This window comes from Gilliamella sp. B2717, assembly GCF_026536675.1.
GTDB classification, from domain to species: Bacteria; Pseudomonadota; Gammaproteobacteria; order Enterobacterales; family Orbaceae; genus Gilliamella; species Gilliamella apicola_I.
The window spans coordinates 102,829-123,003 of sequence record NZ_JAFNNQ010000095.1 but is presented as its reverse complement, the minus strand read 5'-3'; the positions used below and the strand labels follow the sequence as shown (position 1 = coordinate 123,003).

18 protein-coding genes and 1 riboswitch are annotated in these 20,175 nt (G+C 35.0%); of the genes, 8 read left to right on the top strand and 10 right to left on the bottom strand.

What is annotated here, in order from left to right:
* Positions 1–109: 109 nt before the first annotated feature.
* The 6 genes from J3U35_RS10655 to coaA form a co-directional block, all read right to left on the bottom strand.
* The gene (locus tag J3U35_RS10655; protein ID WP_267361289.1) at positions 110–5,209 is read right to left on the bottom strand and encodes an alpha-2-macroglobulin family protein; all 5,100 of its coding nucleotides are present in this window, start codon (positions 5,207–5,209) and stop codon (positions 110–112) included.
* Between the two features lie 269 nt (positions 5,210–5,478).
* On the bottom strand, positions 5,479–6,162 hold the full coding sequence (locus J3U35_RS10650) for a 7-cyano-7-deazaguanine/7-aminomethyl-7-deazaguanine transporter (protein WP_267351431.1): 684 nt from the start codon (positions 6,160–6,162) through the stop codon (positions 5,479–5,481).
* A 178-nt stretch (positions 6,163–6,340) separates the two neighbouring features.
* Positions 6,341–7,000 carry a 7-cyano-7-deazaguanine synthase QueC gene (queC, locus tag J3U35_RS10645; protein ID WP_267351430.1) on the bottom strand — a complete coding sequence of 220 codons (660 nt, stop codon included), beginning with the start codon at positions 6,998–7,000 and terminating at the stop codon, positions 6,341–6,343.
* 27 nt (positions 7,001–7,027) lie between these two features.
* The gene (queF, locus tag J3U35_RS10640) at positions 7,028–7,501 is read right to left on the bottom strand and encodes a preQ(1) synthase (RefSeq protein ID WP_267361287.1); all 474 of its coding nucleotides are present in this window, start codon (positions 7,499–7,501) and stop codon (positions 7,028–7,030) included.
* Positions 7,502–7,503: 2 nt separating this feature from the next.
* A riboswitch (PreQ1 riboswitch) is annotated at positions 7,504–7,548 on the bottom strand.
* 241 nt (positions 7,549–7,789) lie between these two features.
* Entirely contained in the window at positions 7,790–8,227 is a 438-nt protein-coding gene (locus tag J3U35_RS10635; protein ID WP_267361285.1) for a DUF1090 domain-containing protein, read from the bottom strand.
* Positions 8,228–8,244: 17 nt separating this feature from the next.
* Positions 8,245–9,183: a type I pantothenate kinase gene (coaA, locus tag J3U35_RS10630; RefSeq protein ID WP_267361283.1), complete on the bottom strand. Its 939-nt coding sequence runs from the start codon at positions 9,181–9,183 to the stop codon at positions 8,245–8,247.
* Positions 9,184–9,350: 167 nt separating this feature from the next.
* On the opposite strand from coaA, the gene yihI reads away from it, so the two are divergent.
* Both yihI and hemN read left to right on the top strand, forming a co-directional pair.
* Complete coding sequence (yihI, locus tag J3U35_RS10625; RefSeq protein WP_267361281.1) at positions 9,351–9,839, top strand: Der GTPase-activating protein YihI; 489 nt, start codon at positions 9,351–9,353, stop codon at positions 9,837–9,839.
* Between the two features lie 280 nt (positions 9,840–10,119).
* The gene (gene hemN / locus J3U35_RS10620; RefSeq protein ID WP_267361279.1) at positions 10,120–11,523 is read left to right on the top strand and encodes an oxygen-independent coproporphyrinogen III oxidase; all 1,404 of its coding nucleotides are present in this window, start codon (positions 10,120–10,122) and stop codon (positions 11,521–11,523) included.
* 89 nt (positions 11,524–11,612) lie between these two features.
* On the opposite strand, the gene rsmC is transcribed toward hemN, so the two are convergent.
* A complete protein-coding gene (gene rsmC / locus J3U35_RS10615; protein WP_267361277.1) occupies positions 11,613–12,653 on the bottom strand; it encodes a 16S rRNA (guanine(1207)-N(2))-methyltransferase RsmC in 1,041 nt (346 codons plus the stop codon).
* A 78-nt stretch (positions 12,654–12,731) separates the two neighbouring features.
* Between rsmC and J3U35_RS10610 the strand changes: the two genes are divergently transcribed.
* From J3U35_RS10610 to cyaY, 6 genes are all read left to right on the top strand, one after another.
* Complete coding sequence (locus J3U35_RS10610) at positions 12,732–13,148, top strand: DNA polymerase III subunit psi (protein WP_267361275.1); 417 nt, start codon at positions 12,732–12,734, stop codon at positions 13,146–13,148.
* Entirely contained in the window at positions 13,117–13,581 is a 465-nt protein-coding gene (rimI, locus tag J3U35_RS10605; RefSeq protein WP_267351416.1) for a ribosomal protein S18-alanine N-acetyltransferase, read from the top strand. The genes J3U35_RS10610 and rimI overlap by 32 nt, the downstream gene beginning before the upstream one ends.
* A 25-nt stretch (positions 13,582–13,606) precedes the next feature.
* The gene (locus J3U35_RS10600; protein ID WP_267351415.1) at positions 13,607–14,242 is read left to right on the top strand and encodes a thiamine diphosphokinase; all 636 of its coding nucleotides are present in this window, start codon (positions 13,607–13,609) and stop codon (positions 14,240–14,242) included.
* 71 nt (positions 14,243–14,313) lie between these two features.
* Positions 14,314–15,084, top strand: coding sequence for a hypothetical protein (locus J3U35_RS10595; RefSeq protein ID WP_267361273.1), 771 nt, complete (start codon positions 14,314–14,316; stop codon positions 15,082–15,084).
* Between the two features lie 19 nt (positions 15,085–15,103).
* Positions 15,104–15,619: a surface-adhesin E family protein gene (locus J3U35_RS10590; RefSeq protein WP_267351411.1), complete on the top strand. Its 516-nt coding sequence runs from the start codon at positions 15,104–15,106 to the stop codon at positions 15,617–15,619.
* A gap of 98 nt (positions 15,620–15,717) precedes the next feature.
* A complete protein-coding gene (gene cyaY, locus J3U35_RS10585) occupies positions 15,718–16,026 on the top strand; it encodes an iron donor protein CyaY (RefSeq protein ID WP_267361271.1) in 309 nt (102 codons plus the stop codon).
* A gap of 89 nt (positions 16,027–16,115) precedes the next feature.
* On the opposite strand, the gene uvrD is transcribed toward cyaY, so the two are convergent.
* From uvrD to xerC, 3 genes are all read right to left on the bottom strand, one after another.
* Positions 16,116–18,344, bottom strand: a complete 2,229-nt coding sequence (gene uvrD, locus J3U35_RS10580) for a DNA helicase II (protein ID WP_267361269.1) — start codon at positions 18,342–18,344, stop codon at positions 16,116–16,118.
* Between the two features lie 190 nt (positions 18,345–18,534).
* Positions 18,535–19,248, bottom strand: a complete 714-nt coding sequence (yigB, locus tag J3U35_RS10575; protein WP_267361267.1) for a 5-amino-6-(5-phospho-D-ribitylamino)uracil phosphatase YigB — start codon at positions 19,246–19,248, stop codon at positions 18,535–18,537.
* The gene (xerC, locus tag J3U35_RS10570; RefSeq protein WP_065559259.1) at positions 19,248–20,171 is read right to left on the bottom strand and encodes a tyrosine recombinase XerC; all 924 of its coding nucleotides are present in this window, start codon (positions 20,169–20,171) and stop codon (positions 19,248–19,250) included. The genes yigB and xerC overlap by 1 nt, the downstream gene beginning before the upstream one ends.
* Positions 20,172–20,175: the final 4 nt, after the last annotated feature.

The following is a 20,175-nucleotide window of genomic DNA, read 5'->3' as shown; positions in this document are numbered from 1 at the left end:
CATTGTCATTATCTAATTTCAGGAGTTAACAGAGATTTTTACACAAAAAACACCGCCAATTTTATTTGGCGGATGTTTTGATGATAATTAATTTAATGAGTTTATACTGCTAATCATTTTTAATTTTAGGTTGAAATATTGTCATCATATCTAGTGTTTGACCAATCGCAAATCTTTCCGGTCGATACATTGATTCAACAAATGGAGAAGGCACCATATAGCTACCTGGCGTCACTGCTCTAACTAAATAAGCCATACGTTCACCGTACAAATTTCTGCCGATATAATTTTGGATATCAACAGCCGCTACGTATCTATCATCACGATATTGCTGATAACGAATATGACTACTATCTTGATTATTGAGTAAATTGGCTAACCCAGGAATAGAATCTAAACTGACATTACTGCCTATAAGATTTTGATTTTCCAATTCTAATCCAGCAGGTAAGAAATCAACAATTAACGCATCTTGAATTCTTTCTCGCGATTTTACATCTAAGATGACAAGCATCATTGTACCCACTTTTACATCTGTAGGAATAATAGGGTTGCCTTTCATATCATAATAACTTCGACTGATCCTTAAGATGTTCCCATTTGATGTTGGTGCAGGTGCTGTTTTAGCATAACCTGATACGGTTAATTTAATATATAGCGGTTTATCATTTTGTGGGTTACTGATAGTTAATCCATGATTTATATCGTTAAAATTAAAATTACGTTTAAACGAACCACTAGCCAAAGTGACTTCATTATTCACTGCCACTTTAAACTTCTGTGTGCTTTTGCGTTGTTCTAACGACCAACCCGCAATAAACAGTGAATTTAATTCTTGCGTTGATAGATAACGTTTGTCACTTAATAAATCAGATAATTTAAATAGATATTCAGTTTGCAAATTCGTACCAATTTTATTTTCAACAAGAATCGCTAATACTAAAGCGTCATCACGAAGTTCACTACCGTAATCACCATAATAATTAATGTCGTTTTCGTAATTTGTATTTTTCACTTCTTCCATCAAAGCTCGATATAATTCTTCATAACCGGTAAGTTTTGCCGTTAATGCTAACTGCATTATAGGTAGTGGAGATAACGCTATGTTGTTGTCTATAATTTTTCGAGATAGATTTTTAATTTCATTACGCATTATCGAAGTAATTTTATCTTGTTTTGCCATTAACATTAACGCATAAGCTTTTATCGAAAGCTCTACATGATCATATCTATCTGAATTTTGATAATAATATCTCATGTTATCAAGAACTGAAGCGGAATAGATATACTCTCCAATTCGTGTCATCGCTGAATTGAGTGCTTTATCATTCACTTGATAACCTCGTTCTTTAGCTTGAAGTAGAAAATCAGTGGCATAGACAGTAAGCCAATATTCCTCATTACTTTCACTACTCCAAAGACCAAAACTACCATTACTTCTTTGCATTGATAAAATACGAGAAATCCCTAATTGAACATTTTGACGACGTTCTTCATCCGAATCGGTTTTGATGCCTAATGCAGCTAGCTGTTCACTATTAGCATATAAAGATGGAAATAAGCCACTTGTAGTTTGTTCCAGACATCCATAAGGATACGCAAACAATTCTTTGATATATTGGGCAACATTTAACGGTGGCTGATTAGAAACAATTAATTGAGCGCTAACAGTATTATCAATTAAATTATCTAAATTAGACGGAGATAGCATCCAACTTTCACCTGCATCAATTGCTTCAACATAACTTTTGTAGATTGCAGAATAGGCAGGCCTGACTCCTAATTTCCATGAACGGTTGATTTTATAATCCGATCCATCATTCAATTTAATTCCTGTTACGGTGACTGTTATGGTTCCTTGACCATAGCCGTAATCAGCAATAATAGGGATTTGAATAATATTTTTCTGCTTTGTATCAAGCTTAAGATTGATAGATTTCGATTCTGTTTGATAAACCAGTCCTGAGGTTGCGACATCAATTTTCATGGTTTGAGTTGTATCAGTCAAATTATGGATATCTAATGCTAATTCAGCACGATCTCCACCTGATATGAATCGAGGAATAGACAATTCAGCAATCACAGGAGAAGCAACAATCATCGCTTGCTCAGCTTTACCAAAGCGGTTGTCATCCCATGCTTGCGCCATTAAACGTAATTCTCCATTAAAATTTGGTAGTGCTAACTCAACAATTCCTTCACCATTTTCATTTAATTGGATCGTTTTGAGTTGTTGAGCAACGATGTTTACTTCCGTTAATGGTCTTTTACCGCCTGCGGCTACCGCATCACCACCAAAACTCATTTTAATGTTTCGTCCTTTTGCCTCAATTAACTTGCCGTATACGTCATACTGATCAACATCATATCGTTTACGTCCTAAAAATGAGGTATAAGGATCGGGCGTTGCGAAATTAGTTATATTCAACACGCCTACATCTACCGCAGAAACTAAAACTGTTACGGTCTGATCTTTATTAATTGCTTGTTTATCCATTTTTATTTTAATTGGAATGGTTTTTTCTGGCTCGGTTTTATTCGGTGCGTCAATCGTGATATTTAATTGACGATTTGACGTGTCTAACGGTAAATAAAGTAGACCAACCGCCCGTTTAACCGTTTGTACTTCAGCATTCGTCGATGGTCGGATAATCATTGCATTTATATAAATATCGTGACGTTTCCAATCATTAATTGGGATTTCAACTTCAAGACCTTCATCGTCAACGGTAATTTCTTTTTTCCATAATGTTCCATCGTTGGTTTCAAGTGATATGTAACCTGAACCGGCAGCCGGCGCTTGTACGTGTACTTTTGCTGTATCACCAACCGAATAAAATGCTTTGTCTATACTCAATTTTACCTGATCTGGACGCAAATTATTTGTACCTTGAGTATTATCTTCCCAGTCATAGCCAGCCCAAAAACGAATGTTACTTACTACATTGGTATTTGGATCCACAATTTCCATTCGATATGCCCCATAATCATCAGGTTGATAGCTGACTTTAGCTGTAGCGTTTTCATCAATGGAAATCCTATTTTCTGAAACAACAAACTCTTTTAAAGTTGAATGTTGCTCCCAACCACTACCATCAGACCAAGACCAATAATAATTTCGACGCTCACGCACTACACGGGCTATTAAATTATTTGTAGCAAGTTTTTCACCTTGCTTATTCACGTAAGCGACTTCAAACTCCGCTAAAGCGCCAATGTCAACAGTTGGACGCTCACTATAAGTATCCATCTGCCAATTGTAATAAGGTTCGTCGCTAAATAAAGTACGTAAAGCGGGAAGTTGATTTGCTGGCCAAATATCTTGAGTTGCATAACGAGTAACTGGTCTTCCACCCGAATCCAATAAACTTATATTTGTCACGATTCTAATAGGTTTTTTTACACGAGCCCACTGATCTGCACTAAGCTTGATTTCTGTTTTACCATTATTATCTAAAGTTTCATCAATTTCAGACAACTCAGTATAATCTGTTTCACCTTGAACATTTCCGATTTTAAAATCATTTAATCCCTGAACAGTTCTTAAATTTTTATAATAGTTCCTACCATTCAATTTATTCCCTGAAGCTGGTGCACCATAGAGATACCAACCTTTTATACTAAATTCCACGTCTTGATCAAATGATATAGGTTCATTAGAAGGCGCTTTGATTTCCATTGCCATTCTTTCGGGCAGGAACTCTTCTACTTTAAAATAAGAAAAACGATAGTTGTCATCACCGACATTAATACGAAGTGACCATTTACCTGTTGGCGCATCATTTGGTATCGTGAACTCAACTTGATATAAACCATGCGTGTCTGGTTCTTTTTTTACGTAACCACTTGCTATAACATTATCGTCAGAAGAGAGCACCTCAACCATGATTGGTTGATCAGGTAATTGTTGTCCATCAGCATCACGTAATAATGCGTTAAAATAAACCTTTTCACCTGGACGATATAAATCGCGAGGCCCAAAAATAAATAATTGTTTTGAATAAAAAGTTGAACCAGATAGATTAAAGTCCGTTAAATTTAGGGCATTACGATTAATGGTGACAAATGAAGTCTGGCTTCCATCATCGGCTGTTAATAAAGAATAATTAGATCCTTCTGGTAATGTGATCTCAGCAAAACCTTCATTATTCGTTTGGAATGAAAGGGTATTACAATTATTATTGTTGTCATTTGAGGAGTTAACACAAAGTAGCGATAAATTTATGTTTGGTAACGGTTTGCCATTATCTAATCCATGAGTCATCACCAATAATTTACCATTGTTGTAAGCATGAATAGCTATCCCAATATTACTGATTGAAAATAATGTGGCAGGCAATTCATCATTATAAGATCCAGCTTTATCCATTATTGCAAGATAAATGCCTTCTTTATTTATTTCTGAAAACTTAGATAAATCCAGTAATAATGTTTCTTGAGTATTTGGTGTAGGATTCAGATCAAACCTTGAAGAAAAAGATAAATCCATATATTCTTCAAAATTTTGTGAACGCCAAGTATAATAACGGTTTATAAATCCGTAATTCGTAATAAATTTAGCTAACTTTTCTGGTTTGATTCGATAAAAATTTATATCGACTTTATCAATATTCAGTGTCGTAACCGGTAAACCATTCATGGATTTGCTGGGTAATAATACTCCACTACTTGAAAAAGCGATAAAAGGCTCACGATTTTGGGTATTAATTTCAATTTGATATACTGAGGATAAACTCTTATCATTGATAGCAGATAGCATTTTATCAATGGTCAAGGTTAACTTACGATTCGGTTCAAGGAATCGATGCCTTAATTCCAAACCGTTATTTGAAAGCTCCCATGCGCCATCAACCGTTCCTTTTTCCTTATCGACAAGTCTTAGAAGATTGGGAAAATTGAGTTTAGGGTTAACCGGAACAGAAAACGTAACAACTAAAGTACTCGAACCATCAAGTATCATTTCTGAGGTATCAAGGACAGTAAAAGGGTTATTTTTATATTTTTCTTTTAACTCAGGAGTAACAGTAAATATACTTTGAGTTTGATTATTTTGATTCGAATTAATCTTTGAAGTATTGTCATTGACAGATTGAGTTGTTGTCTGACTATCTTTGTTTTCATTAGCTATCGATGAAGATTTATTATTATTATCACAACCGATTAAAACCAAAATTAAGCTCAACACGCTTAACCCTTTAATAAAGCTCATTATTTTTCACCTATTTTCTATTCCAAATATTACATTATCAACATTTTTCGATTATCTATATTATGCACTGCCTAAAAACGTTTGGCAAAAGTTGTTTTTAAAGACAATGCCACTCCTTCGAGTATGTCTAATAAAAAAATTATCTTTTATTAAAACATATTGTTAATAGAAACTATTGCCATTAGATGAAGAGACAAAACTCATTTATTCATGAAAATAAATGAGTTTTGTAAATAGTGGAAGGCGCTTCGTTACAAAAGCGAACAAAATTATGAATTGGCGCTAGCTAACGTCATTAATCTTTTCATTAAAAAATTTAAAATAACACCATAAAGGGGTAAGAAGAATAATCCACAAATTAAAATTTTAAAGCTATAGTCAATCGAGGCTATTTCGATCCAATGATTCGCCATAAATTCGTCGTTACTTTGATAAAAGGCAATAGCAAAAAAGACAATAGTATCAATACCATTACCTAATACCGCTGACGCCGAAGGCGCAACCCACCACGCTTTATTTTTTCGTAAATAATTAAACACGGTAATATCCATCAGTTGCCCAACCAAATAAGCAGCAAAACTGGCTAATGCAATACGAAAGACAAAACTGTTAAAATCACACAACGCTGAAAATCCCATCCAATGCCCTTCGAAAAATACAACCGAAATGGAATAAGAAAACAGTAAGGCCGGTATCATGACAACAAAGATAATTTTTCTGGCAAGGCTGGCACCAAATACCCGAATGGTTAAATCGGTGGTTAAAAAGATAAATGGAAAGGTAAATGCTCCCCATGTGGTATGAAAACCGAAGATATCAAACGGGATTTGTACCAAATAATTGCTTGATGCAATAACTAAGATATGAAAAAAAGAGAGCCAACAAAGTGCTTTACGCTGCTGAGCTGGAGTAAATTTTTTCTGTAGTGAGTCTGAGTGAATATTCAAATACATATTCGTTTCCTTTTTTGAATGGGGTGAGAGAACCCATAATGTTTAACGTAAAAATGATGTAATTAAGGTAAAAATGTCGGATTACTGAATTTAATTACATCGATATTTAATATTTTTAACTTGTTATACAAAATAATCGTTGATGATTTGCCTGCATTCATTTAACCGTCAGACACGACTATGTTGTGACATCGGTTAAATATTGATTTAACCCTTTTTCACGCAGCTCACAACTTGGGCACTGACCACATCCGCCGTCAACCCCGTAATAACAAGTGTGAGTGTGTTGTCGGATATAATCAAGATAACCGAGTTTATCAGCCATTTCCCATGTTTGCGCTTTAGTCAGATACATTAAAGGGGTGATGATGTTAAACGTGTAATCCAAGGCTAAATTCATCGATACATTCATGGATTTAATAAAGATATCTCGACAATCCGGATAACCACTAAAATCAGTTTCACATACGCCAATAATAATATCTTGAATAGCGTGTTGTTTGGCATAACACCCCGCTAACAATAAAAATAGCATATTACGCCCGTCAACAAAGGTATTCGGATAATTCCCTTCTTGAGCGGCTTTGATTTCTTGTGAATCATCAATCAAGGCATTATTGGTCGTTTGTTTGATCACTGAAGTATCAATGAGGGTTTGCTTTACACCAAGGTCGTCAGCAATCCATTTGGCTTTTTCAAGCTCAATGGCATGTCGTTGACCGTATTGAAAGCTGATTGTTTCAACGTTTTCACGTCCATAATCAGCAATGGCTTGCAGCAGGCAAGTGGTCGAATCTTGCCCACCCGAAAATATCACAAGTGCTTTACGATGTTGCATTAAAAAATTCCTGTTAGGCTGATGAGATTAGCGATTATCGACTTTTTCAGGATAAAGATCGTGATTAGCTAAACGATTAAGCGCAATTTGTTCCCAGTGAGTACCGGTTTTACCGTAATTAGCATAAGGATCAATAGAAATACCACCTCGAGGCGTAAACTTACCCCAGACTTCGATATATTTGGGATCCATTAATTTAATCAGATCTTTCATGATGATATTAATGCAATCTTCATGATAATCACCATGATTACGGAAGCTGAACATATAAAGCTTAAGTGATTTACTTTCGACCATTTTAATATTCGGTACATACGAAATGTAGATCGTTGCAAAATCAGGTTGACCGGTGATAGGACAAAGACTAGTAAATTCTGGGCAATTGAATTTTACAAAATAGTCATTACCAGGATGTTTATTATCAAAGGTTTCCAGAATTTCTGGACAATAAGTTGTAGGATAGCGAACAGACTGATCGCCTAGCAGTGTAACGTTACTCATAATTTTCCTTAGTTTTTTTGCGTGGGAGGTTTACGAACCACGTGATAAGGCGCACACCTTACCTTTTTTTGTGATAAAAGTCTAGCCTATTGCTTAATCACTTAGCATAACGGCGTTAAACGCTAAGTTAACTTAATTTGCTTGAAAATTGGGTCATTTTGGTTAAACAATAGCAATGCGTGTTGAATAAGAAAGTTGTCATCATCAACGGGATAACTCACAACGTTATCACTATTTTGATGATGACAAATTTGGAGGATAATCTTAATAAAAGCTAAAATTTAAAATTTATTTCGATTTCACTGCTTTGTAGAAGTTGTCCAATTTATCTTTAGCTTCCGCAAGTTCTTTTTCAGCATCATTTAATTTTGCGGTTTTTTCGGCAATTTTTTGGTTATCACCTTTGAGTTTTGCCTCTGCTAAATCTTTTTGTCTTTCTGCCACTTTTTCAGTCTTATCAGTAATATTCTTTTTGTATTCGGCTTCTAAATTATCATCTTTACAATGCATTTTGACATTTAACAATGCTTTTTCTAATCCTTGAACACGTTCAACATTATCTGTTTTTTGGGCTTCAGTAATTTGTGCTTCAATTGCCTCTTTTTTGCCGGCACACGTTTGCCCTTCATGATCATCAACGTTTGCGGCACAAACACCTAATGTAAGGGTTGTTAAAAAAGAAAGCAGTGTTAATTTACTTACAGACGACTTAATTGTTGATTTCATAATAATTCCTCTTAAGTTTATTTTCTTAATTGAACACAATCGACTTTATGGTTTTTGCCTTTCGTTAATATTAAACTTGCTCGCTCTCTTGTCGGTAAAATGTTTTCGATCAAATTTAATTCATTGATTTCTCGCCAAAGACGATTAGCGATATTTATCGCTTCTTGCTCTGGAAGCAGTGAATAGTGATTAAAATATGAGTTAGGATCACTAAAGGCGCCAGCTCGAAATTTTAAAAAACGATTCACATACCAATCATGTAGAAGCGACAAATCTGCATCAACATAGATCGAAAAATCAACATAATCTGAAACAAAGACTCGGTTGGTATTTTGTGTAAAATTTAAGGTTCCTTGTAATACGTTTAATCCTTCTAAAATAAGAATATCAGGACTATCTATAACGATTTCTTCATTATCAACAATATCATAAACCAGATGTGAATAGACGGGTGCTTTAACTTGAGATTGACCTGATTTTACATCAGCAACAAAATTGATCAACCTTTTAATATCATAAGATTGTGGAAAGCCTTTTTTGTTCATTATGCCACGCTCTTCAAGATATTTATTAGGATATAAAAAACCATCCGTGGTGACTAATGCAACTTTTCGATGTTCAGGCCAACGACTTAATAGTGCTTGTAAAACGCGTGCAGTTGTACTTTTACCTACTGCTACACTCCCTGCTATACCGATAACGTAAGGGATTTTTTGGGTTTTACCTAAAAATTTGGCAAGAACAGCCTGACGGCTAAAACTATTATTAATATAATAGTTGAGCAATCGGGATAAGGGTAAGTAAATTTCGCTGACTTCATCTATGGACAAATCTTCATTAATCCCTTGCAATGAGGTGAGTTCCTCTGGGGTTAATGTCATGGGTTCAGCATTACGCAAACTAGCCCATTCTTGGCGGCTAAACTGCATATAAGGACTAAGATGATTTTTCATCATGTCGTGTTCTCAAATTCCATCTATTTAAATTGATTGGGTTAAGATTATACATAAATCTTAACTTTTACAATCATAAATTAGCATTAATGCATGATCGTAGCTATATTGAAGACTTACTGATAAAATAGCCTAAATAAATATTTGTCCTAATATTAAACAGAGATTATATGTTAAAAACCAAATCGAAACAAAAACCGAAAAAAACCCGTCAAGAGATTAATGAAGAATCTTGGGCACTCAAGCGAAAACGCAAACATAAAGGCTTACCAAGTGGTTCTCGTTTCAATAATGAAACCAAAAAAAATAAACCAACTACTAAAACCGTTAAAGATCCGCGCATTGGTAGTAAAAAACCGATTTCGTTAATTGCAGATGAATCAGTGAAATCGACCAATAAAATCAAACAACCGAAAACGCAAAAATTAGTTCTTTCACCCGAGCAAGAATTGGAACAACTGGAAAACGATCCTAAATTAGAGCAATTACTTGATTTAGTCGAAAGTGGAAGCCAATTAACAAAAGAGCAACAAACATATCTCGATACTAAATTAAATCGTATCGATGAATTGATGCAGCAACTCGGTTATAGTGTTGATGATTTTGAAGATGAAGAAGAGAAACAAGAAGATATTGTGAGTTTATTGAAACGTAATTAACGTCATACCTGAACAAATTTACATTAATTTATTGTGATATATAATGCGATGAATTTGTGATAGTTTGGCTGTTAAAATATCAACATCAATCTGTTCCGTCGACTGAATGTACAATCAAATATTTAATAATGAGAGCCAATCATTATGCCTATGTTAATCATGCTTAGTTTATATATTGGACTATTTATTTGTACTTTACTCTATCTTCGAAAAACGAATCGGATTAAATTTCGTGTTAAGGCAAAACAGAAAACGATTTTAAAAGGTCATGGAAAAAGTCATGTCAAAGACAAAATTAGACGAAAATAATAGCTTAGCAGAAGCACAATTGTGGGATCAAAGTTTAATTGAAAAATACAATTATTCAGGCCCACGCTATACTTCTTATCCTACTGCGTTAGAGTTTAATGAAAATTTTAGCCAACAAGACTTTATCTTGTCCGCTACCCGTTTTGCGGATAGACCTTTATCGCTTTATGTTCATATCCCATTTTGCCATAAACTTTGTTATTTTTGTGGGTGTAATAAACTGGTTACCCGACAAACCCAAAAAGTCACCCAATACTTAGATATACTGGAACAGGAAATAGCTTCACGTTCTCAGTTATTTAAAGATCGCACCGTCACTCAAATGCATTGGGGAGGCGGTACACCGACTTTTTTAACGCATGACGAGATTACTCGACTTATTACCTCGTTAAAAAAGCATTTCCATTTTGATACCCACGCTGAACTTTCAATCGAAATCGATCCAAGGGAAATTACCCCACAAACTATCGATCATCTAGCCAATTTGGGCTTTAATCGATTAAGTATGGGGATTCAGGATTTTAATCATGAAATTCAGTATTTAATCAATCGTGAACAAGATGAACAACTCATTCGATCCTTGATCCTTCAAGCAAGAAAAAACCGTTTTCATTCAATTAGTTTAGATCTTATTTATGGATTACCTAAACAAACGGTTGACAGTTTTACCGAAACATTGGATAAAGTGATTGATATCTCACCCGATCGTTTAAGTGTCTTTAATTATGCCCATTTACCTAGCCGATTTGCAGCACAACGCAAAATTAAAGACCACGATTTACCTAATGCTCATGCAAAATTACAGATTTTACAGACCAGTATTCAAAAGTTAACCCAGGCAGGGTATCGCTTTATTGGTATGGATCATTTTGCAAAACCGACTGACGAACTGGCAATTGCCCAGCAGCAAAATAAATTACATCGAAATTTCCAAGGTTATACTACCCAAGGGGAGGCGGATTTATTAGGGCTTGGCGTATCAGCAATTAGTATGCTGGGTGATAGTTATGCACAAAATCAAAAAGATCTTAAACTTTATCAACAACAAGTTGAATTAAGTGGTAATGGTTTATGGAAAGGGTTTTCCTTAAAGGAAGATGATAAAATTCGTCGTGATGTGATAAAACAGCTTATTTGTCATTTCTATTTAGATAAACAAGCGATTGAACAGCAGTATCAAATCCGATTCGATCACTATTTTGCCGAAGATTTAACCTTGCTTGACCCATTAGTCAAAGATGGATTAGTCACAGTAACAGACGATGCCATTATCGTTAATCCTAAAGGCCATCTGCTTATCCGTAATATTTGCATGTGTTTTGATAGCTATATGAGACAACAAGCACGGCAACAGCAGTTTTCAAGGGTGATTTAGTCACTAGTCAAACCGCCCTCTTTCGATGATGTATTAAAGGCAAAGTTACGGTAAAAACCGTAACTTTTTTTCTTGTGTGGAATTATCAGTTAATGACAAGCTAAATAAACTCTAAATTTTGTTGTTTGTGCAATGACTTCAACACTTTTGAAGGTTTCGTCTAAAATAGCTTGATAAGGTAAAAATGAGTTTGCCACAATACAAAGGTAACCATTTAGTTTTAAGTGTTTTTTCGCTTCTTTAATCAGTGTGTTTACTGCCGTATAACTGGTTTCTTTACCGTCATGAAAAGGGGGGTTAGACACAATAAGATGATATTTATCATTAATATTTGAAAATACATCGCTGGCAACAACCGTTGCATCAATATGATTAGCAATTAACGTTGCTTTACTTGATTCAATGGCAGCAACGCTAACATCAGACAAAGTAAGATTGATTTCAGGATACAATTTACCCAACACGGTTGATAGCACCCCTGCTCCGCATCCTACATCTAACACATTGCCTTTAATAATATCAGCATGATCAACTAACGCATTTAATAGCAGTTCACTTCCGGCATCTAATCCTTTTTGACTAAATACGCCCGGTAAACTCTTAATTTCAATATCTTGATCTTCAATGGATAAATGATAATTTAACCACCATTCACTAAGATCAAATGCCAAACGACTTTCAGCTTGAAAATGATACAAACCACAACGCCTTGCGCTGTCAATTTTTTGGATGACACCAAAATCAGCGAGAAGCGACTCAACACTTTTCACCCCCGTTCGATTTTCACCAACAATTAAGATATCACTATCTTTTGGCATATTATTTAATAGATAAGAGAGCTGAAATTGGGCTTCGCTTTTTGTTTTTGGCCAATAATAGATTAACGTATTCATGCCGTTATAAAAATCTTTATCAGGCAGAAGAGAAAAATCGATTTCAGTGCCCTTGCGACTATTTTTTAGACGCAAATAGGTATGAAATTGTGAACAATGAATTTTAACTTGATTAGCCGCAATAACAATAGGATAACTATCTTGAATATCACCAGCAATAATAACTTTTTTATCGCTAAAAAATGTTTGATGACGTTCAAGTACTTGACTTGCAGGAGTAAAAGCGGATGTTGCCATAATGCCTCAATGAAAAACCTTTATAAATTGATGCGATGATTATACAATTAACCATCTTTAATCTCTAATAAAAACCGAATGTCGATAATGTCACAACGTGATTGGTACTTACAACAATGCAATATTACGCAATATGTGTTGCGTAAAGCAAATGTTTTTAAAGGTGAAGTGGTAAACCATATTGACGATGAAATTCGTTTAATTGTTGTCGCTGAGCAAAAACCCACGCAAAAAATTTATTTTGATATTTTAAATGCCATTCGCCTTAATCAAGAGCAGGTACTTTTTTTAACGCCTTCCCAATTAATCATCCCCTCCGATGATATTGATAAGGTTATATGGTTTATTGACATAAATCCTGATGAATCTTGGAAACGTGCATTAACGATTCAAACAACGGATTTAATTTCTTTAGCTAAAGCTCCACAACAAAAACGCCAACTTTGGCAACAATTATGCGAATATGAAAACTATTTCCACCCTGACCGACAATGATTTACCCGATGCTTTTGAGTTAGAACAACAATGCCACTTGATTCCTTGGTCAAAGCAGACGTTCTATTCAAATCAAGGCGATCATTATTACAATCTTAAATTGACTATCGATAACCGTATAGTTGGTTTTTGTATTTGTCAAATGGTTGCAGACGAAGCTAATTTGTTCAATATCGCTATTCATCCAAAATATCGACAACAAGGGCTTGCTAAGGCGTTACTGAATCATTTAATTGATCACCTGACTAGCATCGATCACCCGATTGCGATTTCCACATTGTGGTTAGAAGTAAGAAGATCAAATACACCCGCAATCGAACTTTATCATTCTCTTGGTTTTAACCAAATTACCGTTAGGAAAAACTATTATCCAACAACCAATGGCAAACACGAAGATGCAATTATTATGGCTTACACATTAACCTTATCATAATGATAAATTACAGAAGGAATAATCAATGATAGCTCATCGGGCTCTACTTTTTGTCAATGGTGAACCGCCACATCACTTTCCAAGTGATTTAACCGGCTATCATTATGTTGCTTGTACTGACGGCGCTTATCATAATTACTTAGCCTCAACCGCTATCATACCGGATTTTATTATTGGCGATTTAGACAGTTACCATCACACTATGGCTGTGCCAGACAAAATCCAAATAATACAAACTCCCGATCAAAATAAAACTGACTTTGAGAAAGCTATCATTTTTTTAGCAGATAAAGGGATTCAACACTTTGATATTTATGGGGCAACTGGACATGCTAGCGACCATTTTTTAGGTAATTTATCGGTAGCGTTGCAGTATCATTCACAATATCAAATCACTTTTTATGATAATTACGGCCACTTCTTTTTTGCCAAAAAGTATCAAGAAATCGTTAATATCAACAATCATATAGTCTCTTTTATGCCATTTTGTGAAGTGACGGACTTGACCATTACAGGCGTGCAGTATCCTTTAGTCAATCAAACGCTCACTTTTGGGAAATTTATTAGCGTACGCAATAAAGCCATATCAGATTTAGTTAAAATTACTTTTCAACAAGGTAATTTAATCATTTTCATTGAAGATTTTAGTAGTAAACATTGACGGCGTGATTTACAATAATTTACAATATCATTATACTTTTTTAATAAAAAGATTACCAAAAGGACATCACCATGCTTTTAAAAAAACTTTCTGTGCTTGTGAGTACATTATTGATATCTTGCATGGCTTTTTCTGCTCAAAATCAACAAGATATCAATAAAACTGACAAAGTAATGAAAGCTTTTTTAGCATGTGATAATCAATTTTTTAAGCAACTCGCTTTATACAAAGATGATTTTAATCAATATGTTGACTTAGCCACTGCCGATAATGTGACCTATATTCCTGTCGAATCTATCGAAAGTCATGATAAAAACAAAGTGATGTTTAAAAAACCGTTTCAATATCGTGGGTTAACCATTTCGGGTTATCAAAATGTCTACCTTACCACCACCGCATCAGGCCAATTTTATTACTGGGGATTTATTGTTGATAATGCCATTGACGATGTAAAAAACGCATTAGATACTCTCCATTGGTCTAAATTCAATGCACAAATTTATACTGCAAATACTAAAATTTTTGATACCCAATCTCATTCTCCTAATTGGCAGGATAATCCTTATTCTATAGACGGTGTGCTTCCTAAAATTGGCACTATTGAAAAATCACTTTATTTAGAACCGATTTCTGACGAACAAAGCTTGGTGTCGTGCTCAATTCAAGGTGATGTAGACAAACAGATTCTTTATGTTACAAGACCAGATATAAAACCAATTTTTAAAAAAATGGAACTTGAACGTAAACAGAAGTTAAAACTAGATAATAAACAGAAAGAAATAGAACAAAAAAGACAATTTCAACCTCAAGTTAAGCCTAACCAAAGCTTAAAAAATAATTAAAAAATGGAGATGAAATTTAATGAAAAAATTAGGAATACTGTTATTTCTTTTTTCTTTTTCTGTACTAAGCCTTCAGGGAGTAACAAAAAATAAAACGGAGGTGAATAAAGTTGACTTTAATAAAGAGTATCAAAAATTAAAAGACGCCAGTATTGGAGAGCAATTTATTTCAATCAATAAAAGTTATGAAAGAGATTCGGTCGGTTACACTTTTATAGATAAAAATTCGGTCAGATTGCATCCGTATAATAAAAACATTCGTCAATTTAATAAAGTGACTAATTATATACCTTCTCTTAACTATGAACAGATTAATGGGAATAAAGTACCTTATCATTCAATGGTTATCCAAGAATTTGCGAATTGCGATAAAATGGAAATTGCCGAAGGCAAGATACAAATTTATGCAAACTATTTTGGTGACGGTAAATTGATTTCTGAAAATCAGTTAGTAAACCGTTGGGTTGCAACCAATCCAGGAACTGATATGCGGGTGTTACTGGTTATTGCCTGCTCGTTACCCCTTGTGAATTAGTCACAAACTTTGTGCATTGCATTTAGGCGTACGGTAGCGAAGAATAGGCGTTTATGCTAATATTCTGGCATTATTTTTAACGAATTGATGACAATGAAATGAATATTACGCAATTTCACATTTTAACAGAACAATTATTTAATAGTGTTGAACTTTTTTTAGATAACTACGCTCAAGAACATGATGTCGATATTGATTATGAAACTAATGGTAATGTGATTACAATCAGCTTTCCAAATGGCAGCAAAATTATTGTCAATACTCAAGAGCCGCTTTATCAAGTTTGGTTAGCAACCTTAAAACAGGGTTATCATTTTGATTATCATGATCAGCAGTGGATATGTAACCGAAGTGATCAAACCTTTGACACGATTTTTTCTGAAGCAGTAAAAGAACAAGCAAGCTAATCATATAAACAGTTAAAAAAGGGATCCTACAATACTTTATTAAGATCCCTTTTCAGGTTCAAACAATATTCATTTTTTTGCAGGTATAATCAAAGTAGGGTTAAATTGGCTAATTTAATCACTAACCATTTGATTCCTTCGTTAACAAATGCGATTTGAACGCGTCGATGATCCCCTTCACCATCAAGATTGATAATTGTACCTTCACCAAAACGATGATGTTTAACTTTTCTGCCTAATGTATAACCATCACTTTCACGACTTTTATCCAGATAAGATTGTCTACGATTTTGCTGAAATTGCTTTTCTTGACTTATATTATCTAATTTGCCTTCAGGAGGCGCAAAGAATCCCCGATAGCTAATTTCGTTTAACCTGTCGACTGGCAATTCAGCTAAAAAGCGAGAAGGTAAATTACGCTCTTCACGACCATAAAGGCGTCTTAACTCGCATAGCGATAAGGTTAAATGCTTGCGTGCTCGTGTTATACCAACATAAGCAAGGCGTCTTTCTTCTTCCATTCTGTCGATTTCTAGTGCTGAACGTTGCGCCGGAAACAGTCCTTCTTCAAGACCGACAATGAAAACATTATCAAATTCAAGTCCTTTTGCGGCATGTAATGTCATCAATTGGACTGAATCTTGTTCTTTTAGCACGTCTCGACTTTCTAACGAAGTATAAGCTAAAAATGATTCAAGCACGGTTAAGGTCTGACCGGTTTCACTATCTTCAATCACGGTATTTTCATTATTACGATAAAACTGTTCAGCCGCCGACACTAACTCTTCAAGATTTTCAAGTCGAGATTGTCCTTTAATGCCTGGCTCTTGCTCATACATTTGTTGAATTCCAGACGATTTTATCAGGATATCGAGTTGTTGATAAAACGGCATTTGCGCAACTTCATCATAAATTGATCCCATAAGTTCAAGAAAACGACTTACTCCAGATCGCTGCCGTTCGGTTAATCCATTCATTTGAATTAACATTAAACACGCATTCCATAATGAAATATTATTTTGTTTGGCTGTTAATCTGATTTTATCAAGGGTCACATTACCAATACCCCGCGTTGGTGTATTCACCGTTGCTTCAAATGCCATATCGTTATCGTGATCATGCAAAAGCCGTAAATAAGCAAGTGCTAACTTGACTTCTTGCCGCTCATAAAACCGGATCGAACCATAGATCTGGTAAGGTAACCCAGCTTGTAATAAGGTGTCTTCAAACAGTCGGGATTGCACATTATTGCGATATAAAATGGCACAACTGGAATATTTTTCACCAGCATCATGATATTTTTTTATCTGCCCAATAACAAATCTGGCTTCATCAATATCATTGAAACCAACATAAAGAGAAATCTTTTCGCCTTCATTGCGATCTGTCCACAAATTCTTACCTAATCGATTCTGATTTTTAGCAATAAGTTGATTAGCGGCATCTAAAATCGTACTGGTTGAACGATAATTTTGCTCTAATCGAATAATTTCAGTTTCGGGAAAATCATGAATAAAGAGTTGTAAATTATCGGCATTTGCACCACGCCAACTATAGATTGATTGGTCATCATCGCCAACAATCATGACATTCGCCGTCGTGCCCGCTAATTTTTTTACTAAAGAATATTGTATATGATTCGTATCTTGGAATTCATCAATTAAAATATTTGAAAAACGATGTTGGCAGTAACTTAATACATCTTTGTCACTGCACAATAATTCATAAGCACGTAAAATAAGCTCCGAAAAATCAACATAGCCTACTCTGTCACAAATCGCTTGATAGTCATTGTAGATAGTCTGCCACATTATCTGTTTAGGATCTTCAGGTATCAAATCTTTAGCGCGTAAGCCTTTCTCTTTTTGATTAGAGATAAAACTTGCACACTCTTTTGCCGACCACTGTTTTTCGTCAATTTTTAATTCACGAAAAATCCGTTTAATCAGACGGATCTGATCTTCCGTATCGATCAATTGAAAATTGGATGGGAGTTTAGCTTGCTGAGAGAACATGCGTAATAAACGATGCGTTAACCCATGAAATGTTCCAACCCACATACCATTAAAATAACCTTCACCAATCAGATGCTGTATACGCTCTTGCATTTCAGCCGCAGCTTTATTGGTGAAAGTGACGGCAAATATGGAATGAGGCGAATAATGTTTTTCCATACAGAGCCATGCAATACGGTGAACTAATACCCGTGTTTTACCACTGCCAGCCCCTGCAAGAACAATAGTGTATTGATTATCAGTGGTCACCGCATCTTTCTGCTCGGTATTAAGGTCGTTTAATAATGATTGTCTGTTTTCCATTATGTTAAAACCTGTTGTCATCATAGCAATTATTGATAGGTTTTGAATTTAAACCTAGTATCAATCAATTCTTTTCAGTTAATCTGTCGTGTTTAGGTTGTCATCAAAAAGGATGTAAAGATAGGCGTTTTTTAAAGCAATTGATGATGATCGTGTAGCTTACTGTCTATTTATACATATTTAAAATAAATTATAGCAGATTATCCAGTTCTGATAAATGATTGATTTCAATATGTGGTAAACATTTGGCATCAGCAAGATGATAAATATCTTGACCATAAATATTAATCCAACAAGCTAATAAACCATTATTTACTGCGCCGTTAACATCTGTTAATAGATTATCACCGATATGTAAAACGTGCTTTGCTGGTACGGCTAACTTGTTAACTGCCAAATCGAATATCTCAGGAAAAGGTTTAGAACGACCATCCGCCCCACCTCGCAGCGAAAATTGAAAGTAATCTCCTAATCCTATTTTATGAATATCCACATTGCCATTTGTGATCACCGCTAAGGGTATTTTACTGGCAAGTGTTGCCAATAATTGATGCGTCGATTCAGTGATTTGCATTTTATGACGCCAAAAGTTAAAGCACGCCATAGATTGCTGAACGATATCATCAATGTTAAATGTTGATACACCCATTTTAAGGAGTAGAGATTTAATCGTTTCGATTCGCCAAATAACCACATCGTGATAGATTTCGGGATTTAGGGCTAATACCTGTTGTTTTTCATTATGAAGATCTGACAAGGTGATATTTTTTAGCTGTTCATGTTGTCTTAAAGACTTGATGATTTCATCTTCAGCTTTTTCAACAATCATGCTGTTGTCATATAACGTATCATCAAGATCAAATGTCATTGCTTGAATGCGGTTAATTGATCGGTAAAAACGCATTACTTTCTTCCTCTTTTTGCTCTTGGATGCGTCGAATCATAAACATCAGATAAGTGTGAAAAATCAAGGTGGGTATAAACTTGAGTTGTAGACAAATCAGCATGCCCGAGTAACTCTTGTACTGCACGCAGATCTCGACTGGATTCTAACATATGCGTTGCAAAAGAGTGACGCAATTTATGCGGATGAACATGTGAACTTAATCCCTGTTTGATCCCCCACTCAGCAAATCTTTTTTCAACATTTCGTGGGGAGATTCGACGACCTAATTTTGATATAAATAAGGCATCATCTTGAGGTTCTAATAAGTTACGCATGGATAACCAGTGTTGGATCCATTTAATCGATTCTCTACCTAATGGTAATTTCCGTTCCTTATTTCCTTTCCCCATTACCCGAATTTCCCCCTCTTTTAGGTTTAATTCACGGCAATTTAGATTCACTAATTCTGACAAACGTAATCCGGATCCATACATAACTTCAAGCATTGCCCGATCACGTACAGATAAAGGATCGTTATATTCAATGTCCAGTAATTGATTTATCTCGTCAATATCAATATTTTTAGGCAGATGTTGACCGATCTTAGGATTTAAAACGCCACGAGCAGGATTTGCGCTGATCAATTGATTCTTGACCATCCAATCACAAAAGCTCCGCAATGCCGATAACCTTAATGACAAGCTTCTTGCTTGTAATCCTGCTTGTTTACTTCTACCAATTAATAAGCGCACCGCGGATGAATCGAGATCTTGCCAGTTAGCAATTTCGACTGTTTTTGCTAATTCAATAATGGCATAGAGTTGTCGACGATAATTAATTTGCGTGTTTAAACTGAGTTGTCTTTCGGATTTTAAGTAGTTTAAAAATTGCTCAACGGGTTGGGTTAATAATGATAGTTGTTCTTGATTAGACTGAATCATCATT